This window comes from Serratia sp. GW822-FHT06D09, assembly GCF_058799515.1.
In genome coordinates, this window is sequence record NZ_JBXALO010000011.1 from 107,598 (window position 1) to 129,276 (window position 21,679).

Sequence of the window (21,679 nt, forward strand, 5' to 3'; positions counted from 1 at the left end):
CATCAGCGAGAATATGTGATTTATAGATTTATTTTTATATTATGCCGGATTTAGCAGTTCCTGAGCTTGCTGCGTTAAACTGTCAATGATGGTGCGAACATAGTGAATTTGATTTAAAGCATCCTGAGTTTCTTTCTTTAATCGCGCTTCCAACCCTTGCTCCGGTAACGCTGTTTCACTCATTTCTCGCCATGGAATGGGAGGATTATTCCCTTCGTCGCTGAAACGAAACGGCGGTGCGTAATAATCCACCTCTTCTTCCAGCCCGTAGGCGGTGACCTGCGGTTGATCTTCACCCAGACAGATCAGCCCCAATAACAGTTCTCGGAATGGCAGATCTCCCTGTCCGGAAATACAGGCACGATGCCCCATCCCCTTGTTCTCTCGCACAATAATTGCGTCCTTGATGTGCACCTGGGTGATTTCCCCACTCATTGCCGCCAGTGCCGGCAGCGGCTCTTCATTGGCGTTAATCATGTTGGCGAAATCAAACAGCAGGGAAAGCTGAGGGAAATCTGCCGCCCGGACCAGGCCGACCAATTCATGGCTCTTGAGATCTTCATGCTGTTCCAGAGTAAAACTCAGGCCGCTGTGTTGATAACGCTGTTTGATGTACTGAATATCCGCACCGATACGCGCCAACACCTCTTGCAAAGGGCCCTGATAGCGCGGATAAAAACGCACTGAGCTGGCCCCACATTTCAGCGCGATATTCACCGCCTGATCGATAGTTTGTGAGTCGGAGGCACTGGTTTCGATATGAATATCCAATCCATAGCGCCGAGCCTGTTCGCCAAACCGGCGCAGCCGGGCATCATCAGCATGGCAAAGCGCCTGACTTTCCCCATCCAGCACATGCAGCTTCACCCCTCGCAACCGCTGCTGATGGGCGATGCTCAGCAAATCCTCTGGCAGGATCTTCTCCATACGCATATTGAGATGAAAGGCGTAAGCATGCAGGTAAAGGGGCAAGTTATGCGCCCGTAGAAGGACTTTCTCCGCCGTTAAGCGATCCATGATATTCACCTATAAGTTAATAAAGAAATCTACCGACTCGAAGCGCCAGTGCTCGATATCCACCTGCACGATACGGCGTTCGGCATCGGCACGATGCTTTTCGACCAAAATCGCAGGCGTGCTGGCATTTCCGCCCATCACCTTGCAGGCCTCTCCGGATAACCGGGTGGGTTTAAAGGCCAGATGACGGGTTCGCGTGGAAGTGCCATAAGCCTGTTCCCAGACCTCGGCAAACGAGTTCTCACCCAGGCGTTCGATAAAACCGGGTGCCACTCGCGGGCTGATAAAGGTTTCGTGATAAAACACGATGTGATTATCCAGCGCTCCCCAACCAGAAATCTTGTAGATCTCGCTCGCCGCGTCGACCTGCAATAACTCTTTGATAAACCCCGGAGCTGCCAATACGCACTCTTTGGTCATATAGTCCCAGGAGGGACAACGGCCCTGCTCGATAGCCGCCTGTTTGAAACTGGTAGAGGAATTGGGGTTGTAGTTAAAACGCGGCAGTGCCGCAAACCAACCCCGTCGATCCTTGCGGAAGATCCTCGATTCGCTTTCCAGGAACAACAGCGCCTGACGTAACGTCATGCGTTTGATGTTCAGCAATTCTCCCAGTTCTCGCTCCGAAGGAAGCTTGTCACCGGGGGCGATTGCCCCCTGGCTCAGCCAGTCATTCAACCTGGCCTTTGCCAATTCAACGGTTGAGCTGTTTTCCATATCCACACCTAATTGGTTTAAACCAGATTGCACAACAGTATCGCGGTGAATTATGACAAACAATGGGGGTATTGGATTTTATGTGTGACTTCGGTCCCAGAACAGAAGGGATCTTGGCAACCTTGGGCAAGATCCCCCCTCCGGTCCTCTCTTACTGCGGATTAAGCAAGCGGCCAGGCAGAATCAAGAACGCCGTCATTTTCCCGGCGCCGTCGGCATCGCACGCAGCGTCAGCCCCCAGAACACCAGGGCAATAAAGCTGACGCCCGCCCCCAGCCAGCACACCCCCTGCCAACCTGCCAGGGCGAATACGTGAGTGCTGGCAAAAGCGCCGAGCCCACTGCCAATGGCATAGAACAGCATGTAGACGCCCACTAACCGGCTATGCGCCTGCGGATGTGCGCTGAAAATCAGGCTCTGATTCAACACATGAATGGCTTGGCCTGCCAAATCGAGCAATACAATGCCGATAATCAACCACCCCAGGCCATAACCCAGCATGCCGAGCGGCAGCCAGGCCAGCACCAACAGCAGCAGACAGATGCCGCTCGCCACCTGCGCCAAGCCGCGGTCCGCCAGGTGCCCTGCTCTTACCGCCGCCAGCGCCCCCACTGCGCCCACCAGGCCAAAGGCACCAATCACCGCATGCGAAAAGTTGAACGGTGCCTGACTCAGCGGCAGCACCAATGCACTCCAGAAGATGCTGAATGCCGCAAACATCAACAGCGCCAGCATGCCGCGAATTTGCAACGTGCGATCGCGCAGCAACAGCGTCAGCATCGAACGCAGCAAGGCGGTGTAGCTAAGCGTTGAAGGCGGCGTGCTCGGCGCAGGCAGCAAACGTGCCAGAATCGGCAGCAAGACCAGCGTCACTCCGGCGGAAAAAAAATACACCGTGCGCCAACCTCCTGCGTCTGCCAACGCGCCGGACAGGGTTCTCGCCAATAGCAGACCCAGCACCACACCGCCCTGCGCCGCCCCCACGACCCGCCCGCGCTCATGAGGTGCCGCCAGCGTGGCGGCAAAAGCGATGAGTCCTTGCGTCATGGCGGTGCCCAATAATCCCACCAGCAACATGCCGATCAGCATAAGCAGGCTGCTGTTTGCCCAACCGACCATGCACAATGCGGCAATCAACAACAGTTGCTGTACCGCTAACAGCCGATGGCGATTAATGCGATCCCCCAGCGGGACCACCAATACCAGCGCCAACGCGCAACCAAGCTGGGTGGCGGTGATCACCATACCCACCGACGCCACGCTGATAGCAAATTCCTGGGCTATGGCATCCAACAACGGCTGGGCGTAATAGACATTAGCCACGCTAAAAGCGCTGGCGCCGGCCAGCAACAACACCAGCGAAGCCGGCAGCCGACTCAGTCCCCTCGCCTGAGATACGCAGATCGGATCCAGCGTTTTGTCACTCATCGTTTCCTCCAAAGTGGTTTCATTATTAAACTTAATGGACATTACGCGCAGAGGTTTTATAATGCAACCAGATAGTGTGGCAGGAGGGATAACGTGAAACGTAAAAGCCTGGAAGATGCGCCGTGCCCGGTGGCACGCACTTTGGATGTGATTGGAGACTGGTGGTCACTGTTGATTGTGCGCGACGCGTTCGACGGCGTGCGCCGCTTCAGTGAATTCCAAAAGGGGCTGGGGATGGCGAAAAATATCCTTTCCACCCGTCTGCGCACCCTGGTGGCACAGGGCATTCTGGAGATCGCACCGGCCTCAGACGGCAGCGCCTATCAGGAGTATATTCTCACCGACAAGGGCCGAGCCCTGTTCCCGGTGATCGTCGGCTTGCGCCAATGGGGGGAAGACCATCTGTTTGCCGAGCAAGAGGCGCATTCAACCTTGGTCGAAAGCGACAGCGGCCAACCGATCCCGCGCATGACGCCGACCGGCAGCGTCGGGCAAACGCTCACACCGCTGAATACCCGGGTGGTAAAGGTGGGTGAAGAGTCAAATCACATTAGTTGAACCTTAGAGCCGCTGAGGCAGATGTTTGGCTGGAACGCGGCTTTGGTGCAAAACTGCAAGAATGGTAATTTCGCTGTTTGCTGTAGCGTAATAAATCATATGGCTGAGGTAGGGAAAGCTATAAACACCGTTCCCTGGATCCTCGACTCGATGCTGCCCAATGCCTGGTATTTCCGTCAGGTTGGTTAATCCTTGGCGCAGTCTTACAAGGTAATCTCTGGATTGCTGCATGCCCCTGTCGCTCAATGTGTAGTCGCGAATCTCCCGGATATCGTTTTGCGCCTCACCGGTCAGTCGGTAACTGGCCATTTATCCTTTATCCTGCTCCAGCAGCTCAGAGAAAAACGTCTCGCCATCAACGGCATTGCCGATCGCCATATCATGCTGGGAACGCTGAATCTTCATTTGTAACAGTTGGAGTTTCATCGCTTCAATTTGCTCGTAATCTTCGGCAGTCACCGCAACGGGCTTGCCATTACGGGTGATTTGCACCGGTTCACGCTGAGCCTTAAGCAGCAAATCGCCAAACTGGGTTTTGGCTTCATTGGCTGTCAGAATATGCATTTTCATTACCTTTCGACTGAATCGTTCGATTCGCTCATTCGATTTCTTGAGCAAAAATTATTCACACGATTTTCTTGGGGGCGATCTTTCGGTTTACGCATTACCCCATATGCCCCTTCGCAAGGCCTCAAGGGTTACTGTATAGTCCGCGTTTTACGGGGAAATCATGCTGACTCAATCATCCATTCGCCTTAATAAATACATTAGCGACAGCGGCATCTGTTCACGCCGCAGTGCCGATCGTCATATCAAACAGGGCAACGTTTTCATCAACGGCAACGTAGCCGCCGTGGCCGCTCAGGTATTTGTCGGGGACGTGGTGCAAGTTAACGGCCAGCGGATTGAGCCACGTAATGCGGAAGATTTGGTGCTTATCGCGCTGAACAAGCCGGTGGGCATCATCACCAGCATGGGAAAGCACGTGCAAAATAACATCGGTGATTTCGTCAATCACAGCAAGCGCACCTTTCCTATAGGCCGTCTGGACAAAGATTCCCAGGGGCTGATTTTCCTGACCAATCACGGCGAACTGGTCAATAAGATCCTTCGTGCCGGCAATAACCACGAAAAAGAGTATCTGGTTACCGTCGATAAGCCGCTGACCGACGCGTTTATTCAGGGGATGAGCGCCGGTGTCCCCATCCTGGATACGGTGACGAAAAAGTGCCGGGTGGAGAAAATCGCGCCGCAGATGTTTCGCATCACGCTGGTTCAGGGCCTTAACCGCCAAATCCGCCGTATGAGCAAATACTTTGGTTATCACGTCACCAAACTTGAGCGTGTGCGCATTATGAATGTCGATCTGACAGGATTGCCGCTGGGCGAATGGCGAGATTTGACCGGTGACGAAAAGAACGTGCTGTTTAAGCTGATTGAGCACTCATCTTGCGAGGATGTTCGCCTGCCCGTTTCGCTAGCGCCTGATGTCAGCGAAAGTCTCGACACGGAGTGAAGGTTTTCTGGAGCAGAGATATCGCCAGGCAACCAGGTAAAACTGCAAGTTGCCCAACGACATCTCAAGACCAAAGGCCCTTTTCCTCAGTGAATCAGAACGACCATCTGATATTGGCATTGACCGAATTGACCTGGGTATCAGAACCGTACTGCCCCTGATAACCGAGAGCCAACGTAGTGGAACGCGACAGCTTCACGCTCACCCCCACATCCGCCACCAGCAGATTGTCATCTACCGCCTGTCCCTGCGTGATAAATGCGTCGCTGCCGGCAAATGCCATGCGCGATGACGTATTTTTATCGCCGTAAGCGTGCTGCCAGCCTAATGAACCGTAAAGGCTGACGTTTTTCGGCAGTTCGGTAGATCCCCGCACGCCCAACGTTGAATAGAACGTATTCATCGTTTCATTACGGACGCTCAGCGCCGCTGCCCCGCCTTTCTCCTGGAAGTTATCGGTATGCAAACGGATATAACTCAGGTTGACGAATGGCTCGATATTCGCATCCAACTGACCAAAACGGTAACCCGCTTCGGTGAACGCCAGCAGCGAGTCTGCGTCATAGTCCGCCTTGAGCCGATCCGAGTAATTGCCGAAATTAACGTTGCGCTCATTTTCGAGTCGGTGCCAGGTATAGCCCAGCGCACCGCGCAGGGAGAAGGCATCCTGCTGCCCTGCAGCGTACAGACCCAGGTGGTAATTATCGCTGTCGGAACTGGAGCGACGGCTATCGACATCATAGTCGCCACGGCTATAGCCTACGTATCCCCCAACGCGGATACTGTGGTCAGCGAGTTTACGATCGGCGCCCAACAGGAAACCGCTGGTGTGGCCGTCCAATTTCCCAACGTTATCGTTACCGCTGTTTCTCATCCAGGAGCCGAACGTCTGCCCCCAAACGCCGTTATTTTCAGCCTGAGCCGGTTGAACCAACGTCATCGCCATCGGTGGAACAGGCAGCGCATCATTATCAAATACGCGAAGCATGCGCTGATTCAACACGTTGAGCAGCATGCTACTGCCGGCGATCAGGTTAGACTGAATGGACGGATAAACTTCACCGGACAGTTGATTGAACGCCTCGCGCGCTTCCGGTGCGCTCAACAGCAGCACAGAGTTATACAAGGCCAGCGAAGGACCGCTTTGCGTTAACGTCGAGAGCGCACCGGCGGTATTCCACTGATTGCTACTTTGCGCGACCGTTTGGAAAATACCGGGCTTGCCGCCCTCGCCTGGGTTACCACCTTCACCTGGGTTACCGCCCTCGCCTGGGTTACCGCCCTCGCCTGGGTTACCGCCCTCGCCTGGGTTACCGCCCTCACCTGGGTTACCGCCCTCGCCTGGGTTACCGCCTTCGCCTGGGTTGCCGCCTTCACCTGGGTTACCGCCCTCGCCTGGGTTGCCGCCCTCACCTGGATTACCGTCCTTTTGTGCAATCGTCAGATCCACGGCGTTGGTGCTGTGGTTAAGCGCAACGTCCAAAAATGCAGATTTTGAGACGGCTTCAGCAAACCGACCGTCAATCCCGCCATCCGAGGTCAAAATGCGATAGCTTTGGCCGGTTTGATAGCTGGTTTGCGGATCCAACGCGGTCACCTGCACCTTGGCCTGATCGCTGATGGTGGTTTTGCCTGAAACGACCAGTTTGTCGCTGCTGCCATCACCGGCGATATCGACGTCATAGAAGGATTCACCCAGGAAATTCAGATAGCGTTTCAGCGTCAGGGTACCGATGTTGCCGTCGCCAGGGGAAATATGGCCGCCGGACTGGATTTCAGTCTGCCCCAAGGTGCCGTTGCCGCCCAGCGTCCCGCCGGCTTTGATTGACGCGGCGCTGCTGTAACCCAGACCATTGCTGACGTCAGAACCGGCAGTGGCGTTCAGGATCAGCGTGCCGCCATTCTCGGCGCTCAGCGTCTGCACATCGAAAACGTTGTCTTCTTGCTGCGTATTGATGTCGCTGGCGATGGTGATTTTGCCGCCGCGTGCGGTGACATTCGCCTGGAGTTGAGTCAGGTCGCCGCTCAACGTCGTCTGGCCGGCCGTGTTGATGACTTCGCCTTCGCCGACCATCTTGTTGCGGAAGTCGTAGTTATCTGAGTTGTGATTAAAGTAAACGTAGCTGCCGAACAACCCGCCACGCAGATTGACCACCGTTTGGGCATCGACAGTACCCGCACCACCCGCCGCGCCGAGCGTAGGTTCGGTCAAGCCGGTGCCGGTATCCATGTTGCCTCGGCTGCCGATAATCAACGCGCCGCGGTTAGAGCCGGACCCGGTATCCCCCAGCCGCAATTCGTTGCTGCCGGCAGAGAATGAGCCGCCATCAACAACCGACAGCACCCCGTTGCCATAATCCCCTACGTTGACATTGCCCGCACTGGTAAAGCGTGAGCCGTTGCCGGCGATGTAAAGCTCTGCGGTTTTTCTTGAGCCTGAAACACCGGCAATCTCCGCGCTACCAACGTTGACCGCACCGCCGTTCAGCACGTCCACATCGCCATTGGCGGTGAGCGACTGGGTGATATTCCACAGAGAGTTATTGCCGGTCACCGTGGCTTTGGGGTTGAGCTTGTCAGCCTCGTCGGGGCGAAAACCGCTGTCGATTCTGGCGGCGGCCGTGGTGGTCACTACCCCGCCATCTTCAATCAGCAAGGTTGAACGTGCGCCCTGTCCGAAGCCGAGACCGAGTCTCTCACTGATCACCTGGGAACCGGCCCCTTTGACATTAAGATGGCTGTCATACCCCCCGGTGGTGCCGACGATAATCTCTTCCGCCGTCGCCAATCCGCCCTCTTCTACCCGTAACGTCCCCAGCCCCAGATTCAGACTGCCGTGCATAACGGATTGGTCATTGATCGCATTTAATACGGCATTTGGCCCTTTGACCGTGACCAGGCTTTCGTATATCTGGCCATTAGCACGACGGCCAATATTGACGTTATAGGCATTGATTTGGCCATTATCGATCAACAGGTTTCCACTTTGATTACGGCCGACGTAAACATCCCCGGTGTAAGTCAAAGATTCGGTAATACGTGATTCACCATCAAAAATAGCATCATCGGCACGCGCCACGTCGGCTGGGCCAATCAATATCAACGGTGCGGAAAAAAGTGCGAGGTAAACTTTCGAAAGCGGTTTTCTTACCGCTAAGTTATGCGATGTTTTATCTTTCATGTTTTCTCTCCGGCCCAATTATCTTGATGCCATCAAAGTTATTATTTATATGAAAAACTCAATGCATTAGAGGATGCGCGGCGCGTTTTGCGAGAACACAGGCTGATTTGTCATCGAGACACTAGCTTATTGCCCCCCAGCGCTAACGTCTCGATGCCAAAATTATGGGAACTGCGGATCGGTATTGATCATCCACCCTCGCTAAACGCGTCAGGTGAATTATTTATGCGTAACGACCGGGGTACAGCTTGGTGTGCTTAACGACGGGGCTGAACCTAAAATACCCGGCATCATCATCGAGGAACAGTCAAAGATTCGTCCTTTCTCCGTAGTGGCACGGTAAGAAAGTTTTTGCCCGCCAAGGGCGTCGGGTTGGGCACCATTAACATTGGTGACGGTAATTTCATCCGATGAACCCAGGCCCAGCATTTTGGCCGTTTCCGCCTGCAGCAGCGGTATTGCCTGATCGGTTTTCAATGTGGAACAGCCAGCTACCAGAAGCGTAACGGTTAATGCGATAAGTGGTTTTCTCATAAATTGTCCTTTGTAACCAAACAGTTCCAAATGCTGAATGGCTTTATGTTTTACCTTATCAAAATCCCTGAATAATATATTTCCCTTTCCTAACCGAAAAAACCCTCCTAAAGTAGGGAGGGTAGAAAATAACAAGTCGTCAGACCAATCTGATAGGTTTTAGCAAAAGGAGATACCCTTGGGGCAGGATTATGCGTTGGTCGTTGATGACCATCCGTTGGTGGCAAGTGGCATCGCCAATTTCCTGAATACGCACTGTCGATTTAAACACGCCTACGTGATGACAAACGAGGAGAGTTGTTATCGACATATTCTGGAAAATGGTGCCCCGCGTTTAATCGTCATCGACTTTTGGTTATCCGACGGCACGGCATTAAAATTACTCAAAGAGCTCAGACAGCTTTACCCACAGGTAAGATTATTAGTGGTCAGCGGCGATGAAAATAATGAAATAGGCCAAAAGGTACGTGATGCCGGAGGCCATGGTTTCGTGCTCAAAAATGAGCCGCCAGAATTATTCGCCAAAGCCGTTGCTGCGCTGTTAGAAAATCAAAGCTGGTTTCCTATGGATAATCTATTGGAGGCTTCCAGTGCCAAAAGCCCTCTTCAAAATTTCAATTTAACGCCGCGACAAATTGACGTTTTGACCATGATGATGCGCGGCTTCCCCAATAAGAGAATAGCCTCTCAGCTTGCTATTTCCGAACCTACGGTTAAAGAGCACATCAGCAATATCCTTAAAAAAATAGGCGTAAACAGTCGGGTAGAAGCTATTACGTTACTGCATGGCAGGCAGGGGCCGTCCGAATGAAACTACTTCAATCTTTACAAGATGATGGCATTTCGTCGCACGCGCAAATCCGATTATTGAACAATACGTTTATTCGATTGGTCTTTAGTTTCAGTGCTGTGCCCTGCGTCGGCATCCCCTTTGCTATTTGGATATATTTACTGGGTGAACCACTGTGGCCGATAATCAGCTGGATAATAGTGTATTTATTCTGCGCTTTGGCTATCCGATTATGGCACCAAAGATATCAACGCGAAGCGGAGAAAGAGGATGCGGGCGTTATTCTTAACCGCTGGCTCCCACATATCAACAAAGTCGCCTTCGTACATGGGATAGGTATATCCTCATTATATTTAATAACCCCACAAATAAATAATTTCGATTTTTTCCTGTTATTAAATATCAGCATCGCGGCCATCGTCGCGGCTAACGCGACCCATTTGACGCCCATCATCAGTACCTTTACCCTGTTCTTCTTTGCCTGCTGGGGCATGCTTAACGTTGGCATCATTTGGCGTTTAAACGACGTCATGCTCATTGTGTTGATGCTCAACCTGCTTTACGGGTTCGCCATCTACCGCCACGCATTGAGTTCTCATCAGTTTTTTATTCAGCAAGCCCGTCTCGAAGAGAAGAGCTCTCGCCTTGCGGAGCAATTCCGCCAGGCCAAAGAGGAGGCGGAACAAGCCCTGCTCGATAAAAACCAGTTTCTGACCACCGCCAGTCACGACTTGCGCCAACCGGTACATGCCATGGGTTTCCTGATCGAGGCCATCATCCATAAAAATCGCGATGCCTCTTTAACCCCCCAGCTGTTGGATCTGCAGCAGAGCGTGCGCTCCGTGCACCTGATGTTCAATTCTTTGCTCGATCTCAGCAAGATTGAGTCCGGCAACGTCAGTACGGCGACCACCCATGTCGATATTGGAACCCTGCTTGACTCGGTGATTACCCTGTTCCGTGAAGAAGCGAACAGCCGGGGATTATCCCTGCGAACATGGCGTCCCAAGCGACGCATTGCCGTGATGGGCGATCAATTGCTCATCCGACAATCGCTGATTAACCTGATACAAAATGCGCTGCGCTACACCCAGAAAGGCGGCGTATTGATTGCCATCCGCCCACAAAAGGGAGAATGCCTGATCGAAGTCTGGGACACCGGCGTGGGCATCGCCGACGAAGAGAAAGGCAAAATCTTCTCCCCCTACTATCGTCCCGAACTGGCGTGGAAAATCGATAGCGCCGGTCATGGGTTAGGCCTTGCGGTAGTGGCCCGCTGCGCCAAATTGATGAAGGTGAAATACGGCATGCGCTCCGTGGAGGGCAAGGGATCGCATTTCTGGATGCGTTTTGCCCTCTATACCGGCGAAGTCAAAACGCCAGAAAACCTCAACGCCTATACCCACAGCCAGATCCCTACCCGCTATGAGTCATTGAGCGGCGCCTGCCTGGTGGTGGATGATGATCCGCTGGTCACCTCCGCCTGGTCGAGTTTGATGAGTACCTGGGGGATCACCGTGCGTTGCGCCGCTTCCGCCGAGGAGGCTTTTGCGATTATCGACGCAGGCTTCACCCCCTTCGCCGTGCTTTGCGATCAACGGCTCCGCTCCGGTGAAAGCGGCTTCGATATATTGAAAGCGCTGTTCGAACGCCTGCCGGACACCAGCGGCGCCATGGTCAGCGGGGAATTTAACTCCCCCATTTTGCAAGAGGCCGAACAGGAAGGTTATCTGGTATTAAGAAAGCCGCTGGAACCCGCGAAGCTGCATGCCTTGCTGTCGCAGTGGTCATCCTGCTAGCCGTTGCCAGGCCTGTTCGGGGCTTTATCCTGCCGGCACTCCATTTCCGGCATCGGCAAGATTGCGGCTGAGACTGCCGCTTAGGCACCAAGATTGCGCAGCAGGCCTTCGAGGTTGCGCTCACCTACCTTGGTTTGGGCGCCCGCCTTCAGTCCGTCCCGAATGCGTCTCTCCGCTGCAGGACGTTCAAAAAGCCCCGCCCAGGCCTCATGCTCACGATAAAAACCTTCCCGCAGATCTGCCGCCGGCATCGCCTGCTTGGCCGCCGCGATAACCCCTTCGGGCAGTGCCGCAATGTTGTGCGCCAGGCGTTCGACAAAGTCGTCGAGTTCGGATGCGGGCAAGGCGCGGTTAATCCAGCCATAGCGCTCTGCGGTCGCCGCGTCGATAAGATCGGCCCCCAGGACCACTTCAAGCGCGCGACCACGCGTCATGCGGTTCGTCAGGTATTGCGTCGCGCCGCCACCGGGCGTAATACCCATCAAGGCTTCGCATTGGGCCAGTCCTGCCCGCCCTTCGGCGGCAAAAGCCATGTCGGCCGCCGCAACGAATTCTGCGCCGCCCCCACGCGCCAGCCCGGCAAGCTTAACGATAGTCACCTGGGGCTGGCTGCGCAGCAACTCACCGAATGCCTGGAACGGGTTGAGCCCTTCCGGCGCATTACGCGCCAGCTCATCAAAAGCGTGCGGTTCATCGATTAAGGTCATGTCGACATGAGCGATGAAGAACTCCGGATCCGCACTCTGGAAAACCAGCACGCGAGTATCCGGGTCGTCACGCACGGCACGCAGTAAGCGGCTGATTTCCGACATCAAAGCCACATCAAGCACGTTGACCGGCGGATTATTGAGGGTGATCGTCATGACCCCCTTTGCGTGAGACAAGCTGAGTTTGCTGAAATCGGTATCTTTCATGTCGATGTCCTTGTTTGTCAGGGTATCGGCGCTGGACTTTCGCGCCGCCGATCGAATGGTATACTTTGCATACCTGGCGTCAATTACGCACTTGAAGCATCCCAGGGATGCTGGAGGATACCGATGGAGACGAATGAAACTGTCTACCGCGCTGACTGCCCGAGCCGAATCATTCTCGACCAGATCGCGGACAAATGGTCAATGATGGTGCTGGAGGTGCTGCGTGAGCCGAGGCGCTTCAATGCGATCAAGCGTCGCCTTGATGGCGTCACTCAACGTGTGCTCACCCAGACGCTGCGCAAGCTGGAGCGTAACGGCATGGTGAACCGCAAGGTTTTGGATGGGCGGGTGCTCGGCGTCGAGTATTCGCTGACGCCGCTCGGCCAGTCATTGCAAGGGCCGTTCTCTATTCTGTTTGAGTGGACTATGGGGAATATGGAGGCTATTCAGGACTGCCGGCGCAGATATGATGAGCAAAACCAGCAGCTTGAACAGTGAGGCTCCTGCCTCACTTTTCCTTGCGATGAATGGCCGCATACATCCAGTAATCACCCGGCGATAACCGAAACTCTAGAAATGAGTGGGAGGCGATCAGAGGTTGCGGAATATTCCCGAGATCAGCGTCCTGGAAAGCAGAGAAGTCGGGTCAGCCCACTCCATCAGCACATCGAAATGGTTGCAATGGGGCACCTCGAGCATATTCGTTTCCGCACCGGCCGCTTTATACAAAGCGGCAAAGGCTTCGGACTGCCGCTTGAAGCCGGGCGGATCGCCTTCAGCCCAGGCAACGGTGATGGGGCACCCCGGCGCAGGGATGTGACGCATCGGGCTGTAATCGGCCACGCTGGTGTCGGAGAGTGCCAGCCATGCCTGCACGTGCGTCTTCATCAAAGGTGCGAGTTCAAAAAGCCCGCTGATGGGAAAAGCAAACTTCACCACATCGGTCGGCACGCCAAAGGCTGCATGCCAGCCTGGTGCTAATAGTGTTGCAAGCAAATGGCCACCAGCAGAACTGCCACCCAGCGAGATCCGTTGCGGATCCAGCCCAAACTCATGTCCCCGCCGCCAAATGAACGCCACCGCACTGCGTACGGCATGAACGATGTCACCGATGCCGGCTGCCGGCGCAAGCGGATAATCTATAACCACCGTGGCAATGCCATTTGCCGCCAATGTGCCCGCCATCATCGCGGAATCTGCTTTCGACAGCGCTCGCCAGTATCCCCCGTGAATAAAAAGAAAAACGGGCAGCAGCGGCCCGTTTCCATTCACCGTTGGCCCATAAATATCCAGAGCCTGGCCACTTTTCTGGCAATAGGTGATATCAAAATGGAGGCCATAAGCCAGTTTCATCTTTTCAGACTGCGAGCGATAACGCGCCATTTCTTTGGCAAAGCCATCGACACCTACCGTAGCGCGTGCATCGTAATCCTCATTGAGGCGTGCCGGATCCATAAACACTTCGTCTGCCAAAAGCGTCATTTTTCAACCTCCCTGATGAACACCGCCTTATCCCAGCGGCTGCGGACTAAAAAAGTGGTTACTCCCGGCCCCGTTTCTCGGGCCGGAGCAATGATCAGGCCAAAGTGCCCGTCGGCAGGCTTAACGCCGTTTTCATACGCTCTGCGCCGATCTGCTCGCAGCGTCCGGTGATACGCAAAACGGCCGAACGAACGTCGTCTGGCCACAGGTTCATATGCCCCATGCGTTCCGCCGTGTCTTGGGTATGTTCGGTCAACGGCCTTTCCTGCGCTTCCCAGGCTGCCAGCGCCGCCGGAATATCCCGGTTATTTTCCAGACTGACCGCCAATCCAAGAGCATTCATCAGTGCGCAACCGCCCCCTTGGCCGAGGTAAGGCGGCATCGCATGGGCTGCATCGCCGAGGATCGCCACCTGCCCTTTGCTCCAGGCCTTGAGCTTCAGCACCTCAAAAGCATCCCAGCGGCCGGCCTCGCCAAAACGTGCGATCAGGCCGGAAAGGTGTGGGAAGGATTTGCGCCAAAGTTCCGGGGCAATCGGAAGCTGATAGGCACCCACATCGTCCTCAGCGCAGCACAGTGCAACATAAAGATCGGTCGCGCTGGCGGGCGTATAAAGGATCCGCCTCGTGCCTGAAAAGTACTCAATGTAGTTCGAGCGATCTGCAGGCGGTACGTCATCGTCATCGCGCTTCAACATCATTCTGACCGCGCCATAGTGCAGCGGCTTGCGGTACATCAGCAGGTCCAGAGATTCTCTCACCCGTGAGTTGATACCGTCAGCGCCGATCACCAAATCGGCTGACAGCGTTCGCTTGTCCGCCATCAGCAGCTTTCCATCCGGTGTCGCCCCCACCGCCTCGGAATCGCTGACAATTTCGGCACCGGCGCGGCGAGCCGCATTGAGCAAAGACAGCAGCAGCCGCTCGCGCAAGATGGTAACCAGACGTGGGGCACCGCTGCTGTTGATCGGAATATCCTCCATCGTTGCGTTGCCGTGATCCCGGGTCTGGAATACGGCCCCTTCGTGTGCCCCCACCATAGCTTCGTCATAGGCTCCAATCGCCTCGAGCACACGCAGCCCATTACTCCAGATATAGATGCCCGCACCAAAGGTGCGCAGGTTTGCCGAACGCTCATGCACTCTCACGCTCCAGCCACGCTGAGCCAGCGCCGCCGCCGCCGTAAGCCCGGCGATACCTGCCCCAGCAATTTCTGCATGCAGTTGCTTCATACCCTCTCCTCAGCCCCGTTTGTTTTGATCGTACCCGTCGTTAAGAACCCGCCTGTACCGCAAACAGATCCTTTCTCCTGGTCATGCAGAACAACGCCAAAGCGGCAATTAATGCGGGAATCGCCATCCAGTAGAAAAAATTCTGCAAATCACCAACCACGGTATACAGCCAAGAGCCAAGATAAGCCCCCGTGATGGAACCCACATGACCCACGCCGATCCCCCATGACACTCCGGTCGCACGTGCCGTGGTGGGATAAAGGCCAGCGCTCAAAATACTGATGTTGTTCAATGCTCCCGTGAGGGTAAAACCCACGAAAAAAACGCAAACCAATAAACGGGTAGAACTGCCGAGCTGGCTGCCGGTAACCAGCAGCGCGACCGAGGCCAATAAGGCTAAAGGAGGGAGTATTTTGGCGATACCGATTCGATCGATGAGAAGTGCGGTGATGATGCCACCAATCATGCCCCCCAGCGGCAGCATTGCGGCAACATATAAGGCCATCCGAGCGTCAAAGCCGCTGCTGCGCAATACCGAGGGTAGCCAATTGCTCAACAGGTAGAACGAGAATAAGCAGCAGAAAAAGGTCAGCCAGAGTAGCAGCGTACGCTCGGTTCGCCCTTCAGAAAATAGCGCTGCCACGGGAGACAGCTGCAGGTTTTTTTCGCCGGGCTTTCTGTCCATACCGTCGGTAAAGATTACGTCCTGCCACTTCCTATGGCCGCCAATCCGTTCGACGATCCGCAGTAATTTAGCTCTCTGTTGCGGCCTGTTGGCCAGGAAACAGATCGACTCAGGGAGCATGAAATACAGCACTGGCAGCATCACCAAAGGAGCGATACTGCCCACAAAGAGCAGGCCTCTCCAGCCCAGCACCGGCAGCAGCAAGTCGGCCACCCAGCCGCCGAGCGCCATACCCAAGGTAAAACCGGAAAAGCTCAAGGTGACCAGCAACATGCGCCAGCGAATGGGCGAATACTCTGACACCAGAGTAATGCAACCGGGCAATACGCCGCCTAGTCCCATGCCAGTTAGCAACCGCAGTGCCACAAGCACGGTAATCGATGAGGAAAAGGCATAACCCAGGGTGCCTAAAGCGACGATAACCGAGCAGATCAGCAACACCGTTTTGCGCCCATAACGGTCCGCCGCGGGGCCACAAATAAAACTGCCGAGTAACATGCCGAACAGACCTGCAGCGAAAGCCGGGCCCAACTCGGCGCGATCAATCCCCCATTCTTGAGCCAATTCAGGGGCGATATAACCCATCGCGCTGGCATCCAGACCATTAATCATCAATACAATAAAACACAAGAGCAGCGTCATTATCTGTAAACCACCGATCGGGCTTTGATCGACAATGTCGGTGACGGATTGTTTGTTCATGGCAAAAATCCTCTTTTCTTGTTTTTGTATTACCTTGCATCATGAAAAGCACGCCACCACCGGCAGGAAGACCCGGGATTAACCGGTGAATGAAATGGCATCAACATACTGATTAGTAATGATTTACCTTCTGCCAGTTCCGGAGCTTATGCATAACCTGGTGTTTTACTGGGTAGCGCTGCAGGGGCAGGTTTTCCAGAGAGCAGGGATTGATCGAGTATAGGGCTGTGCTGATATCAGGGAATAATCAAAAAAGGGATCTTTGGTATAACCAAAATGAATACAAGGAGGCGCGCAAAGGGAATATTTTGTGGGCGTCGGAAAAAAGAAAACCCCGCACAGCCTAGCCGCAACGGGGGTTTTTAAATCATCACTGATAGTCAGTGATTAGCGGTTAATCTAATCCAATTATTTATAAATAATGCAACCAATTGACTTTACAAACTTTTATTTTTTTCGGTGAAACCAGATACCGTCTTTTATGCCGTCACCAGAAAAAGCTGTTCGTTTTTTAAAAAGCGATTACTGATTTGCATGTACTTTACAAAATGTATATTTGTGTAACACTCATATTACAAAAAGCAAACATTTGTAAATTACTTCGCAAGGTTAATTATGCATACAGCTAAGGATTTGATTGAGCGTGACGGCTTTGTAGTTTTCCGTGACCTCTTTACCCCAGAAGAAATGGCTCGGATGAATTCTTCTATCCACAAATTTTTTCAAAGAAAAGGCGTAACATATCGCTATGGCTTAACCCAGCCTAACATAGCGGTTGAAGAGCCAGAGTTCTCATGGGTTATTAGCCATCCCAATGTTTTAAAAGCCTACCGATCCGTTTTTGGCCAGGACGATTTCGTATTTACATCACATGCGGACATTCATCACAATATGGGGTTCGGTTGGCATAAAGACGATGCTAAAGGAGCCTATTTTTCTGAGCCATATTTTACCCCTGATTGCCGCGTGTACAAAATGGGCATCTACATGAATGACCATTCCACTGATGGAAATGGAATGTCGGTACGAGTTGGTTCTCATCTTAAGGATAATCTAACTGAAGGAGAGGCAATATCGCTGGCAACCAAGCCGGGGGATGTAGTGATTTTTGACGTTAGAATTACTCATGCAGGCAAGGAGTATGATGTTGTTGAGCGAGGGTTGCTGAAAGCAGGAAGGATACTCGGTGATTTGAACGGTAAGTCAAATATTGGTCGCAAAGTACGAGATTTTTATTGCAGTCTTAAAGCTGGCAAACCAAAACGAAGCTTCTTTTTTACATTTGGCGCCCCGAACATTTTCACCTATGATTTTTCCCGTACAAACATGCGCAGGCAGATAGAACAATCTGGCGGAAGCGAATACGTTTTATCTGAAAAATTGTCAAATGAACTTCATAGTAATGGCGTTAAAACCCTCAGATTTGAAGAGGGTTTGTAGCATGATGGCCGGGGCTTCTCCGGCCTAACTTTATTACCATTAGAAATTTTTTTGTAATACTATTTGTGTTTTCGTTTATATAATCTTTGTACTTAAAAATATTTTATACTGAGCAGGATAAAAGAGCATCAGCACAAAAATTATGTAAAATAAATGTATTATCTTCTTTAGCTGATGGCATTGTCGGTTGTTATCTATCACTATACTTCATGGTCGATGTCTACCGGGTCATCAATTGACGTTATTGGTAGTGAGTTCTTTCTTGGAAAACTTGGTATATATGCCGTTTCTGTTTTTTATATAATTAGCAGAATCAACCTAGCATATATTTATGATGAAAAAATAACATCTACAAGCCATGTTGCTACATTTGCAGTGAAACGTGCTTTTAGAATGTTTCGTATCGGTGAGCATGTCGGCAATTCTCGGCTGTGATTAATACCTTCAAAAATTACCAAAGTGGTGTCGGACGGATTATCTGGAGAGTACAGCGAAATGTGATATACCCTCAAAGGTACCGTCAGAAAATGAATGCTTCCGCAAATAGCAGTTGATAGTCAGAAAAAGAAAACCCCCGCACAGCATAGCCGCAACGGGGGTTTTTAAATCATCACTGATAGTCAGTGATTAGCGGTTCATCATTCCCACTCGAATATCAATGAGAAAGAAATAAATATATATAACAGCTAGTTAGAAAGGTGACCGCTATCGATACCATCATCTATACCATGCGCAGAATTTTTTTGATTTTTTACTGCTCGTCGACGTTTTAGTTCTGCTTTAGCCCAAGCTGAGGATTCTTGCATATCAAGATGAAACTCTTGTTTCTCTTCAACCGTAAGCACTCGTGGGCCCAGTGTAATTCTATCCACCTTCTGTATCCAACCTGTCACTGTACATTTTAGATAGCGCACCAAAACCTGAGTTACCAGCAAGGAAGCTTAAGGATATTTTTAGATTATGTTTCATACACATATTGAAAGCTATACGCAGTGCCCAAAGATTATACAATGAGGGATAACCACACAAAATAAAAGGATTAATTCATGGATTTGAAACCAGGACCAAAACCAATAGCCAAGTCGACCGGCAAGCCAGATCAACGTCGACGTGACAACAAGAAAACACCAGGAAACACTCCGGATCTAAAACCGAGTAAATCCTCGACCAAGTAACGCGCTCGCCTACTAGTGCCTAATCAGAGTAAGTGGTACTGACTCTTGTTCTAAAACCTATCACTTACTTTTCACAAAAACTGCTTCTATCTCTCAAAGTTGACTCGATACAGTTGCCATCAGTTGACCTGCTTTGAATAATCAGTAACTATGTACCGAGTTTACTATGGTGTGTTAGGCGGAAAGTGTCTGTATTTTAAGATCTGCCTAGTCCAAAACTGATTTCTATCAAGATAGGTTTCGCCAAGCTTAGTCGGAATAAACTAAAAGTTGAAAACATTATATAAAGTGTTTTATATTGAAAAGTTCGGGTAGACATTTTCTGTCTAATAACTTTTATTTTCATTATTAAACAATGGATGTTAGAAAAATATGAGCATTAACCAATCAACCATAAAAAAATTATATGGACTGTCGGCTGGAAGATGTAATATTTGCAAAAGAGTATTAATTGAAGAAAATGTACAAATAGGGCAGATGGCACATGTAATTGCTAAAAATTCAAGTGGACCAAGAGGTGAAGATAATTTAGAAAATGATAATAGGTATGAAAATTTAATTCTTCTGTGCTCTATTGATCATACAATTGTTGATTGTAAGCCAAATGAATATCCCGTCAGCAGATTACACCAAATTAAAAATAACCATGAAACTTATGTTTATAATAGACTTAATAATAATCGAGGATATTTTGAAGATCTTTTAGCTTTAAATACTTTATTCAAATACATTCCAATCTTAGAATTAAGAGGAATGTCAATGGAACTTCCTAACCGAGTTTCTATTCGTTTCGAAGCGAAGGATATGTTCGATAATTTTCTCAAGGGAAATCCACATCTTTATCCATTTCAAGATAGACAGTTGGACATAAAATGGACTACATTTATATCAAATATAGAAAAACTGAATTGTTGGATTACTGGAAGTATTAGTGGGTTAAATCTTATAACTATTAGCGACATGTTTAACTTAGTTTCTATACCTCAACCATGTTACAATATTTATGTAAATGATGACCGTGGGAATATGGTTTTAAATAAGCAATATCTTTCCCCTGACCAGATTGATTATGTTAGTACTGAAGTCAGTAATATTGTACAAGAGTTTATATATTCTCATACTGATTTAGTTCATTATGTTCGTGATCAATTTAATGAAATAGAATGGTAACGATACATAACAAGACGAATAAATTGACAAAAGATATTTTCCGAATTTTCCTCCGCAAAATTTAGTGCCATATATTTTGCAACTGTTCTTTTCGTTATGTTTTAAAAGAGGTTTCAGTGAATCATTTAACTGAGTTTAGAAAGAAGTGTGGATTTGATAAAAATATCAATTTATCAAGTATTCAAGTCGCTCTTGAATGTGCAACTGAAGCCAATAAGCTTTCGTTTAACCATATAGCGTATATTGATAATCAAACCGAGAAAGATGCCTTTATTGTCCATTCCCATCTTAATTTAATAGGCAGAATCTTTGAACAAATCGAGGGAATGCTATGTTGCGTTGCTACGCAATGCTTTCCTAGTGCAGAAGCCCTAGCTCGAGTCGTTCAAGAGTCATCTATCAATCTGATGTATATGTCCTTGCATGGTGATGAACGTACAATTACGGCATACATGGCTAAATGGTATGATGAACATACTCGCAAACTCAATGAATGGAAAAAAGAAGTATCGACGAAAGAGTATGCAGCGCAAGTAATTCCATTAATTGACAAACGAATAGCTGCGATTTCAACTTACTCTGATTACGTTGAATTGGCTAAAACTAATTTTTCTGTTACACCACGTGAATACAATGATCTGTGGTGGAATTCACTATTTAAACGTTTTGAGACACTGGGGAAAGCGTGTGATTATTTCTCAATCTATCATAGATTAAGTGGATCAAGTCATATGACCGCCGAAGATACAATTCTTCATATGATGACACTTCAACTTCCTCCAGAAGCTAGGTATTTAATTGCATTTGAGGCTTGTTCGTACTCGGTAATGATGTCACGAATAGTGACTAGCACCTTTGTAGAAGCTGTGACTTTTTGCTGTATTCGACACAACATGATAGAAGAAGAAAGCTTGTCAAAATTTAAAGTTTTGCTATCAAGGCTTAACGATGCCACTAAAGAGATAGCCAAAGATGCGGGTGTTCCGAGCGCCAACGAACAGGAAAGTAAAGAACGTTTCGAAGAGCTTCAGAATCGGCTAGGTATATTTTTAGACAAGGCGGAGTAAACATTATAACAAACGCTCAAGGAATCAATTATTTTTCTTTATCCGGCAGAAGCGTTTAAACCAGTGGGGTTTACGCGCTTTTGTTCATTGTCGGCCTACGCTCATAGCTCAGCGATCTCGCGTTCAGCCAGTCTGAAACGCTCCTTTATTTCATCGCCCGCATAAAAAGCAAGCATATCTTCCTTATTAAGAGTACCTGACCCGCTCCCCGTATGTGATCCATTCATAATCAGGAATAACCGGCCTCATTCTGGCTGCATATTCTGGCAACCG

The 21,679-nt window shown here is 50.6% G+C and carries 19 protein-coding genes; 8 read left to right on the top strand and 11 right to left on the bottom strand.

Translation table 11 applies throughout. The annotated features are described in order from the left end of the window. Positions 1–39: 39 nt before the first annotated feature. From AC1RKG_RS21645 to AC1RKG_RS21655, 3 genes are all read right to left on the bottom strand, one after another. Positions 40–1,017, bottom strand: coding sequence for a sugar phosphate isomerase/epimerase family protein (locus tag AC1RKG_RS21645; protein WP_493183699.1), 978 nt, complete (start codon positions 1,015–1,017; stop codon positions 40–42). Positions 1,018–1,026: 9 nt separating this feature from the next. Continuing rightward, positions 1,027–1,734 carry a GntR family transcriptional regulator gene (locus AC1RKG_RS21650; protein WP_046372922.1) on the bottom strand — a complete coding sequence of 236 codons (708 nt, stop codon included), beginning with the start codon at positions 1,732–1,734 and terminating at the stop codon, positions 1,027–1,029. A gap of 195 nt (positions 1,735–1,929) precedes the next feature. Beyond that, the gene (locus AC1RKG_RS21655) at positions 1,930–3,162 is read right to left on the bottom strand and encodes an MFS transporter (RefSeq protein WP_493183700.1); all 1,233 of its coding nucleotides are present in this window, start codon (positions 3,160–3,162) and stop codon (positions 1,930–1,932) included. A 93-nt stretch (positions 3,163–3,255) separates the two neighbouring features. On the opposite strand from AC1RKG_RS21655, the gene AC1RKG_RS21660 reads away from it, so the two are divergent. Beyond that, positions 3,256–3,720, top strand: coding sequence for a winged helix-turn-helix transcriptional regulator (locus tag AC1RKG_RS21660; RefSeq protein ID WP_261159266.1), 465 nt, complete (start codon positions 3,256–3,258; stop codon positions 3,718–3,720). A gap of 3 nt (positions 3,721–3,723) precedes the next feature. Here the strand turns inward: AC1RKG_RS21660 and AC1RKG_RS21665 are convergent, their stop codons facing one another. Then, entirely contained in the window at positions 3,724–4,029 is a 306-nt protein-coding gene (locus tag AC1RKG_RS21665; protein ID WP_493183701.1) for a type II toxin-antitoxin system RelE/ParE family toxin, read from the bottom strand. Continuing rightward, positions 4,030–4,284, bottom strand: a complete 255-nt coding sequence (locus AC1RKG_RS21670) for a type II toxin-antitoxin system Phd/YefM family antitoxin (RefSeq protein ID WP_128865072.1) — start codon at positions 4,282–4,284, stop codon at positions 4,030–4,032. Between the two features lie 166 nt (positions 4,285–4,450). On the opposite strand from AC1RKG_RS21670, the gene rluF reads away from it, so the two are divergent. Continuing rightward, the gene (gene rluF / locus AC1RKG_RS21675; protein WP_149573723.1) at positions 4,451–5,236 is read left to right on the top strand and encodes a 23S rRNA pseudouridine(2604) synthase RluF; all 786 of its coding nucleotides are present in this window, start codon (positions 4,451–4,453) and stop codon (positions 5,234–5,236) included. 94 nt (positions 5,237–5,330) lie between these two features. On the opposite strand, the gene AC1RKG_RS21680 is transcribed toward rluF, so the two are convergent. Next, entirely contained in the window at positions 5,331–8,417 is a 3,087-nt protein-coding gene (locus AC1RKG_RS21680; RefSeq protein WP_115058272.1) for an autotransporter outer membrane beta-barrel domain-containing protein, read from the bottom strand. 219 nt (positions 8,418–8,636) lie between these two features. After that, complete coding sequence (locus AC1RKG_RS21685; protein WP_041414827.1) at positions 8,637–8,951, bottom strand: lipoprotein; 315 nt, start codon at positions 8,949–8,951, stop codon at positions 8,637–8,639. A 178-nt stretch (positions 8,952–9,129) separates the two neighbouring features. Here AC1RKG_RS21685 and AC1RKG_RS21690 point away from each other — a divergent pair, with 178 nt between their 5' ends. After that, positions 9,130–9,762, top strand: a complete 633-nt coding sequence (locus tag AC1RKG_RS21690) for a LuxR C-terminal-related transcriptional regulator (RefSeq protein WP_493183702.1) — start codon at positions 9,130–9,132, stop codon at positions 9,760–9,762. Next, a complete protein-coding gene (locus AC1RKG_RS21695) occupies positions 9,759–11,540 on the top strand; it encodes a hybrid sensor histidine kinase/response regulator (protein WP_410528901.1) in 1,782 nt (593 codons plus the stop codon). Before AC1RKG_RS21690 ends, AC1RKG_RS21695 begins: the two co-directional genes overlap by 4 nt. Positions 11,541–11,620: 80 nt before the next feature. Here AC1RKG_RS21695 and AC1RKG_RS21700 read toward each other — a convergent pair whose 3' ends face one another. Continuing rightward, positions 11,621–12,454, bottom strand: coding sequence for an enoyl-CoA hydratase/isomerase family protein (locus AC1RKG_RS21700; protein WP_187961779.1), 834 nt, complete (start codon positions 12,452–12,454; stop codon positions 11,621–11,623). 123 nt (positions 12,455–12,577) lie between these two features. Here AC1RKG_RS21700 and AC1RKG_RS21705 point away from each other — a divergent pair, with 123 nt between their 5' ends. Further along, positions 12,578–12,952, top strand: a complete 375-nt coding sequence (locus AC1RKG_RS21705) for a winged helix-turn-helix transcriptional regulator (protein WP_020828133.1) — start codon at positions 12,578–12,580, stop codon at positions 12,950–12,952. A 93-nt stretch (positions 12,953–13,045) separates the two neighbouring features. On the opposite strand, the gene AC1RKG_RS21710 is transcribed toward AC1RKG_RS21705, so the two are convergent. The 3 genes from AC1RKG_RS21710 to AC1RKG_RS21720 form a co-directional block, all read right to left on the bottom strand. Next, positions 13,046–13,936, bottom strand: a complete 891-nt coding sequence (locus AC1RKG_RS21710) for an alpha/beta hydrolase (RefSeq protein WP_493183703.1) — start codon at positions 13,934–13,936, stop codon at positions 13,046–13,048. 94 nt (positions 13,937–14,030) lie between these two features. Next, complete coding sequence (locus AC1RKG_RS21715; RefSeq protein WP_046372913.1) at positions 14,031–15,167, bottom strand: FAD-dependent oxidoreductase; 1,137 nt, start codon at positions 15,165–15,167, stop codon at positions 14,031–14,033. Between the two features lie 40 nt (positions 15,168–15,207). After that, a complete protein-coding gene (locus AC1RKG_RS21720; protein WP_493183704.1) occupies positions 15,208–16,554 on the bottom strand; it encodes an MFS transporter in 1,347 nt (448 codons plus the stop codon). 615 nt (positions 16,555–17,169) lie between these two features. On the opposite strand from AC1RKG_RS21720, the gene AC1RKG_RS21725 reads away from it, so the two are divergent. The 3 genes from AC1RKG_RS21725 (at position 17,170) to AC1RKG_RS21735 (ending at position 21,406) form a co-directional block, all read left to right on the top strand. After that, the gene (locus AC1RKG_RS21725) at positions 17,170–17,994 is read left to right on the top strand and encodes a phytanoyl-CoA dioxygenase family protein (RefSeq protein WP_187961783.1); all 825 of its coding nucleotides are present in this window, start codon (positions 17,170–17,172) and stop codon (positions 17,992–17,994) included. Between the two features lie 1,547 nt (positions 17,995–19,541). Further along, positions 19,542–20,339: a hypothetical protein gene (locus tag AC1RKG_RS21730; RefSeq protein ID WP_493183705.1), complete on the top strand. Its 798-nt coding sequence runs from the start codon at positions 19,542–19,544 to the stop codon at positions 20,337–20,339. Between the two features lie 116 nt (positions 20,340–20,455). Further along, on the top strand, positions 20,456–21,406 hold the full coding sequence (locus AC1RKG_RS21735; protein ID WP_200922976.1) for a DUF5677 domain-containing protein: 951 nt from the start codon (positions 20,456–20,458) through the stop codon (positions 21,404–21,406). Positions 21,407–21,679 lie beyond the last annotated feature (273 nt).

Excerpts from the sequence above, each read along its gene's own strand:
- AC1RKG_RS21645 (WP_493183699.1), bottom strand. The coding sequence starts at position 1,017 with ATGGATCGCTTAACGGCGGAGAAAGTCCTTCTACGGGCGCATAACTTG.
- AC1RKG_RS21650 (WP_046372922.1), bottom strand. The coding sequence starts at position 1,734 with ATGGAAAACAGCTCAACCGTTGAATTGGCAAAGGCCAGGTTGAATGAC.
- AC1RKG_RS21655 (WP_493183700.1), bottom strand. The coding sequence starts at position 3,162 with ATGAGTGACAAAACGCTGGATCCGATCTGCGTATCTCAGGCGAGGGGA.
- AC1RKG_RS21665 (WP_493183701.1), bottom strand. The coding sequence starts at position 4,029 with ATGGCCAGTTACCGACTGACCGGTGAGGCGCAAAACGATATCCGGGAG.
- AC1RKG_RS21670 (WP_128865072.1), bottom strand. The coding sequence starts at position 4,284 with ATGCATATTCTGACAGCCAATGAAGCCAAAACCCAGTTTGGCGATTTG.
- rluF (WP_149573723.1), top strand. The coding sequence starts at position 4,451 with ATGCTGACTCAATCATCCATTCGCCTTAATAAATACATTAGCGACAGC.
- AC1RKG_RS21680 (WP_115058272.1), bottom strand. The coding sequence starts at position 8,417 with ATGAAAGATAAAACATCGCATAACTTAGCGGTAAGAAAACCGCTTTCG.
- AC1RKG_RS21685 (WP_041414827.1), bottom strand. The coding sequence starts at position 8,951 with ATGAGAAAACCACTTATCGCATTAACCGTTACGCTTCTGGTAGCTGGC.
- AC1RKG_RS21695 (WP_410528901.1), top strand. The coding sequence starts at position 9,759 with ATGAAACTACTTCAATCTTTACAAGATGATGGCATTTCGTCGCACGCG.
- AC1RKG_RS21700 (WP_187961779.1), bottom strand. The coding sequence starts at position 12,454 with ATGAAAGATACCGATTTCAGCAAACTCAGCTTGTCTCACGCAAAGGGG.
- AC1RKG_RS21705 (WP_020828133.1), top strand. The coding sequence starts at position 12,578 with ATGGAGACGAATGAAACTGTCTACCGCGCTGACTGCCCGAGCCGAATC.
- AC1RKG_RS21710 (WP_493183703.1), bottom strand. The coding sequence starts at position 13,936 with ATGACGCTTTTGGCAGACGAAGTGTTTATGGATCCGGCACGCCTCAAT.
- AC1RKG_RS21715 (WP_046372913.1), bottom strand. The coding sequence starts at position 15,167 with ATGAAGCAACTGCATGCAGAAATTGCTGGGGCAGGTATCGCCGGGCTT.
- AC1RKG_RS21720 (WP_493183704.1), bottom strand. The coding sequence starts at position 16,554 with ATGAACAAACAATCCGTCACCGACATTGTCGATCAAAGCCCGATCGGT.
- AC1RKG_RS21725 (WP_187961783.1), top strand. The coding sequence starts at position 17,170 with ATGCATACAGCTAAGGATTTGATTGAGCGTGACGGCTTTGTAGTTTTC.
- AC1RKG_RS21730 (WP_493183705.1), top strand. The coding sequence starts at position 19,542 with ATGAGCATTAACCAATCAACCATAAAAAAATTATATGGACTGTCGGCT.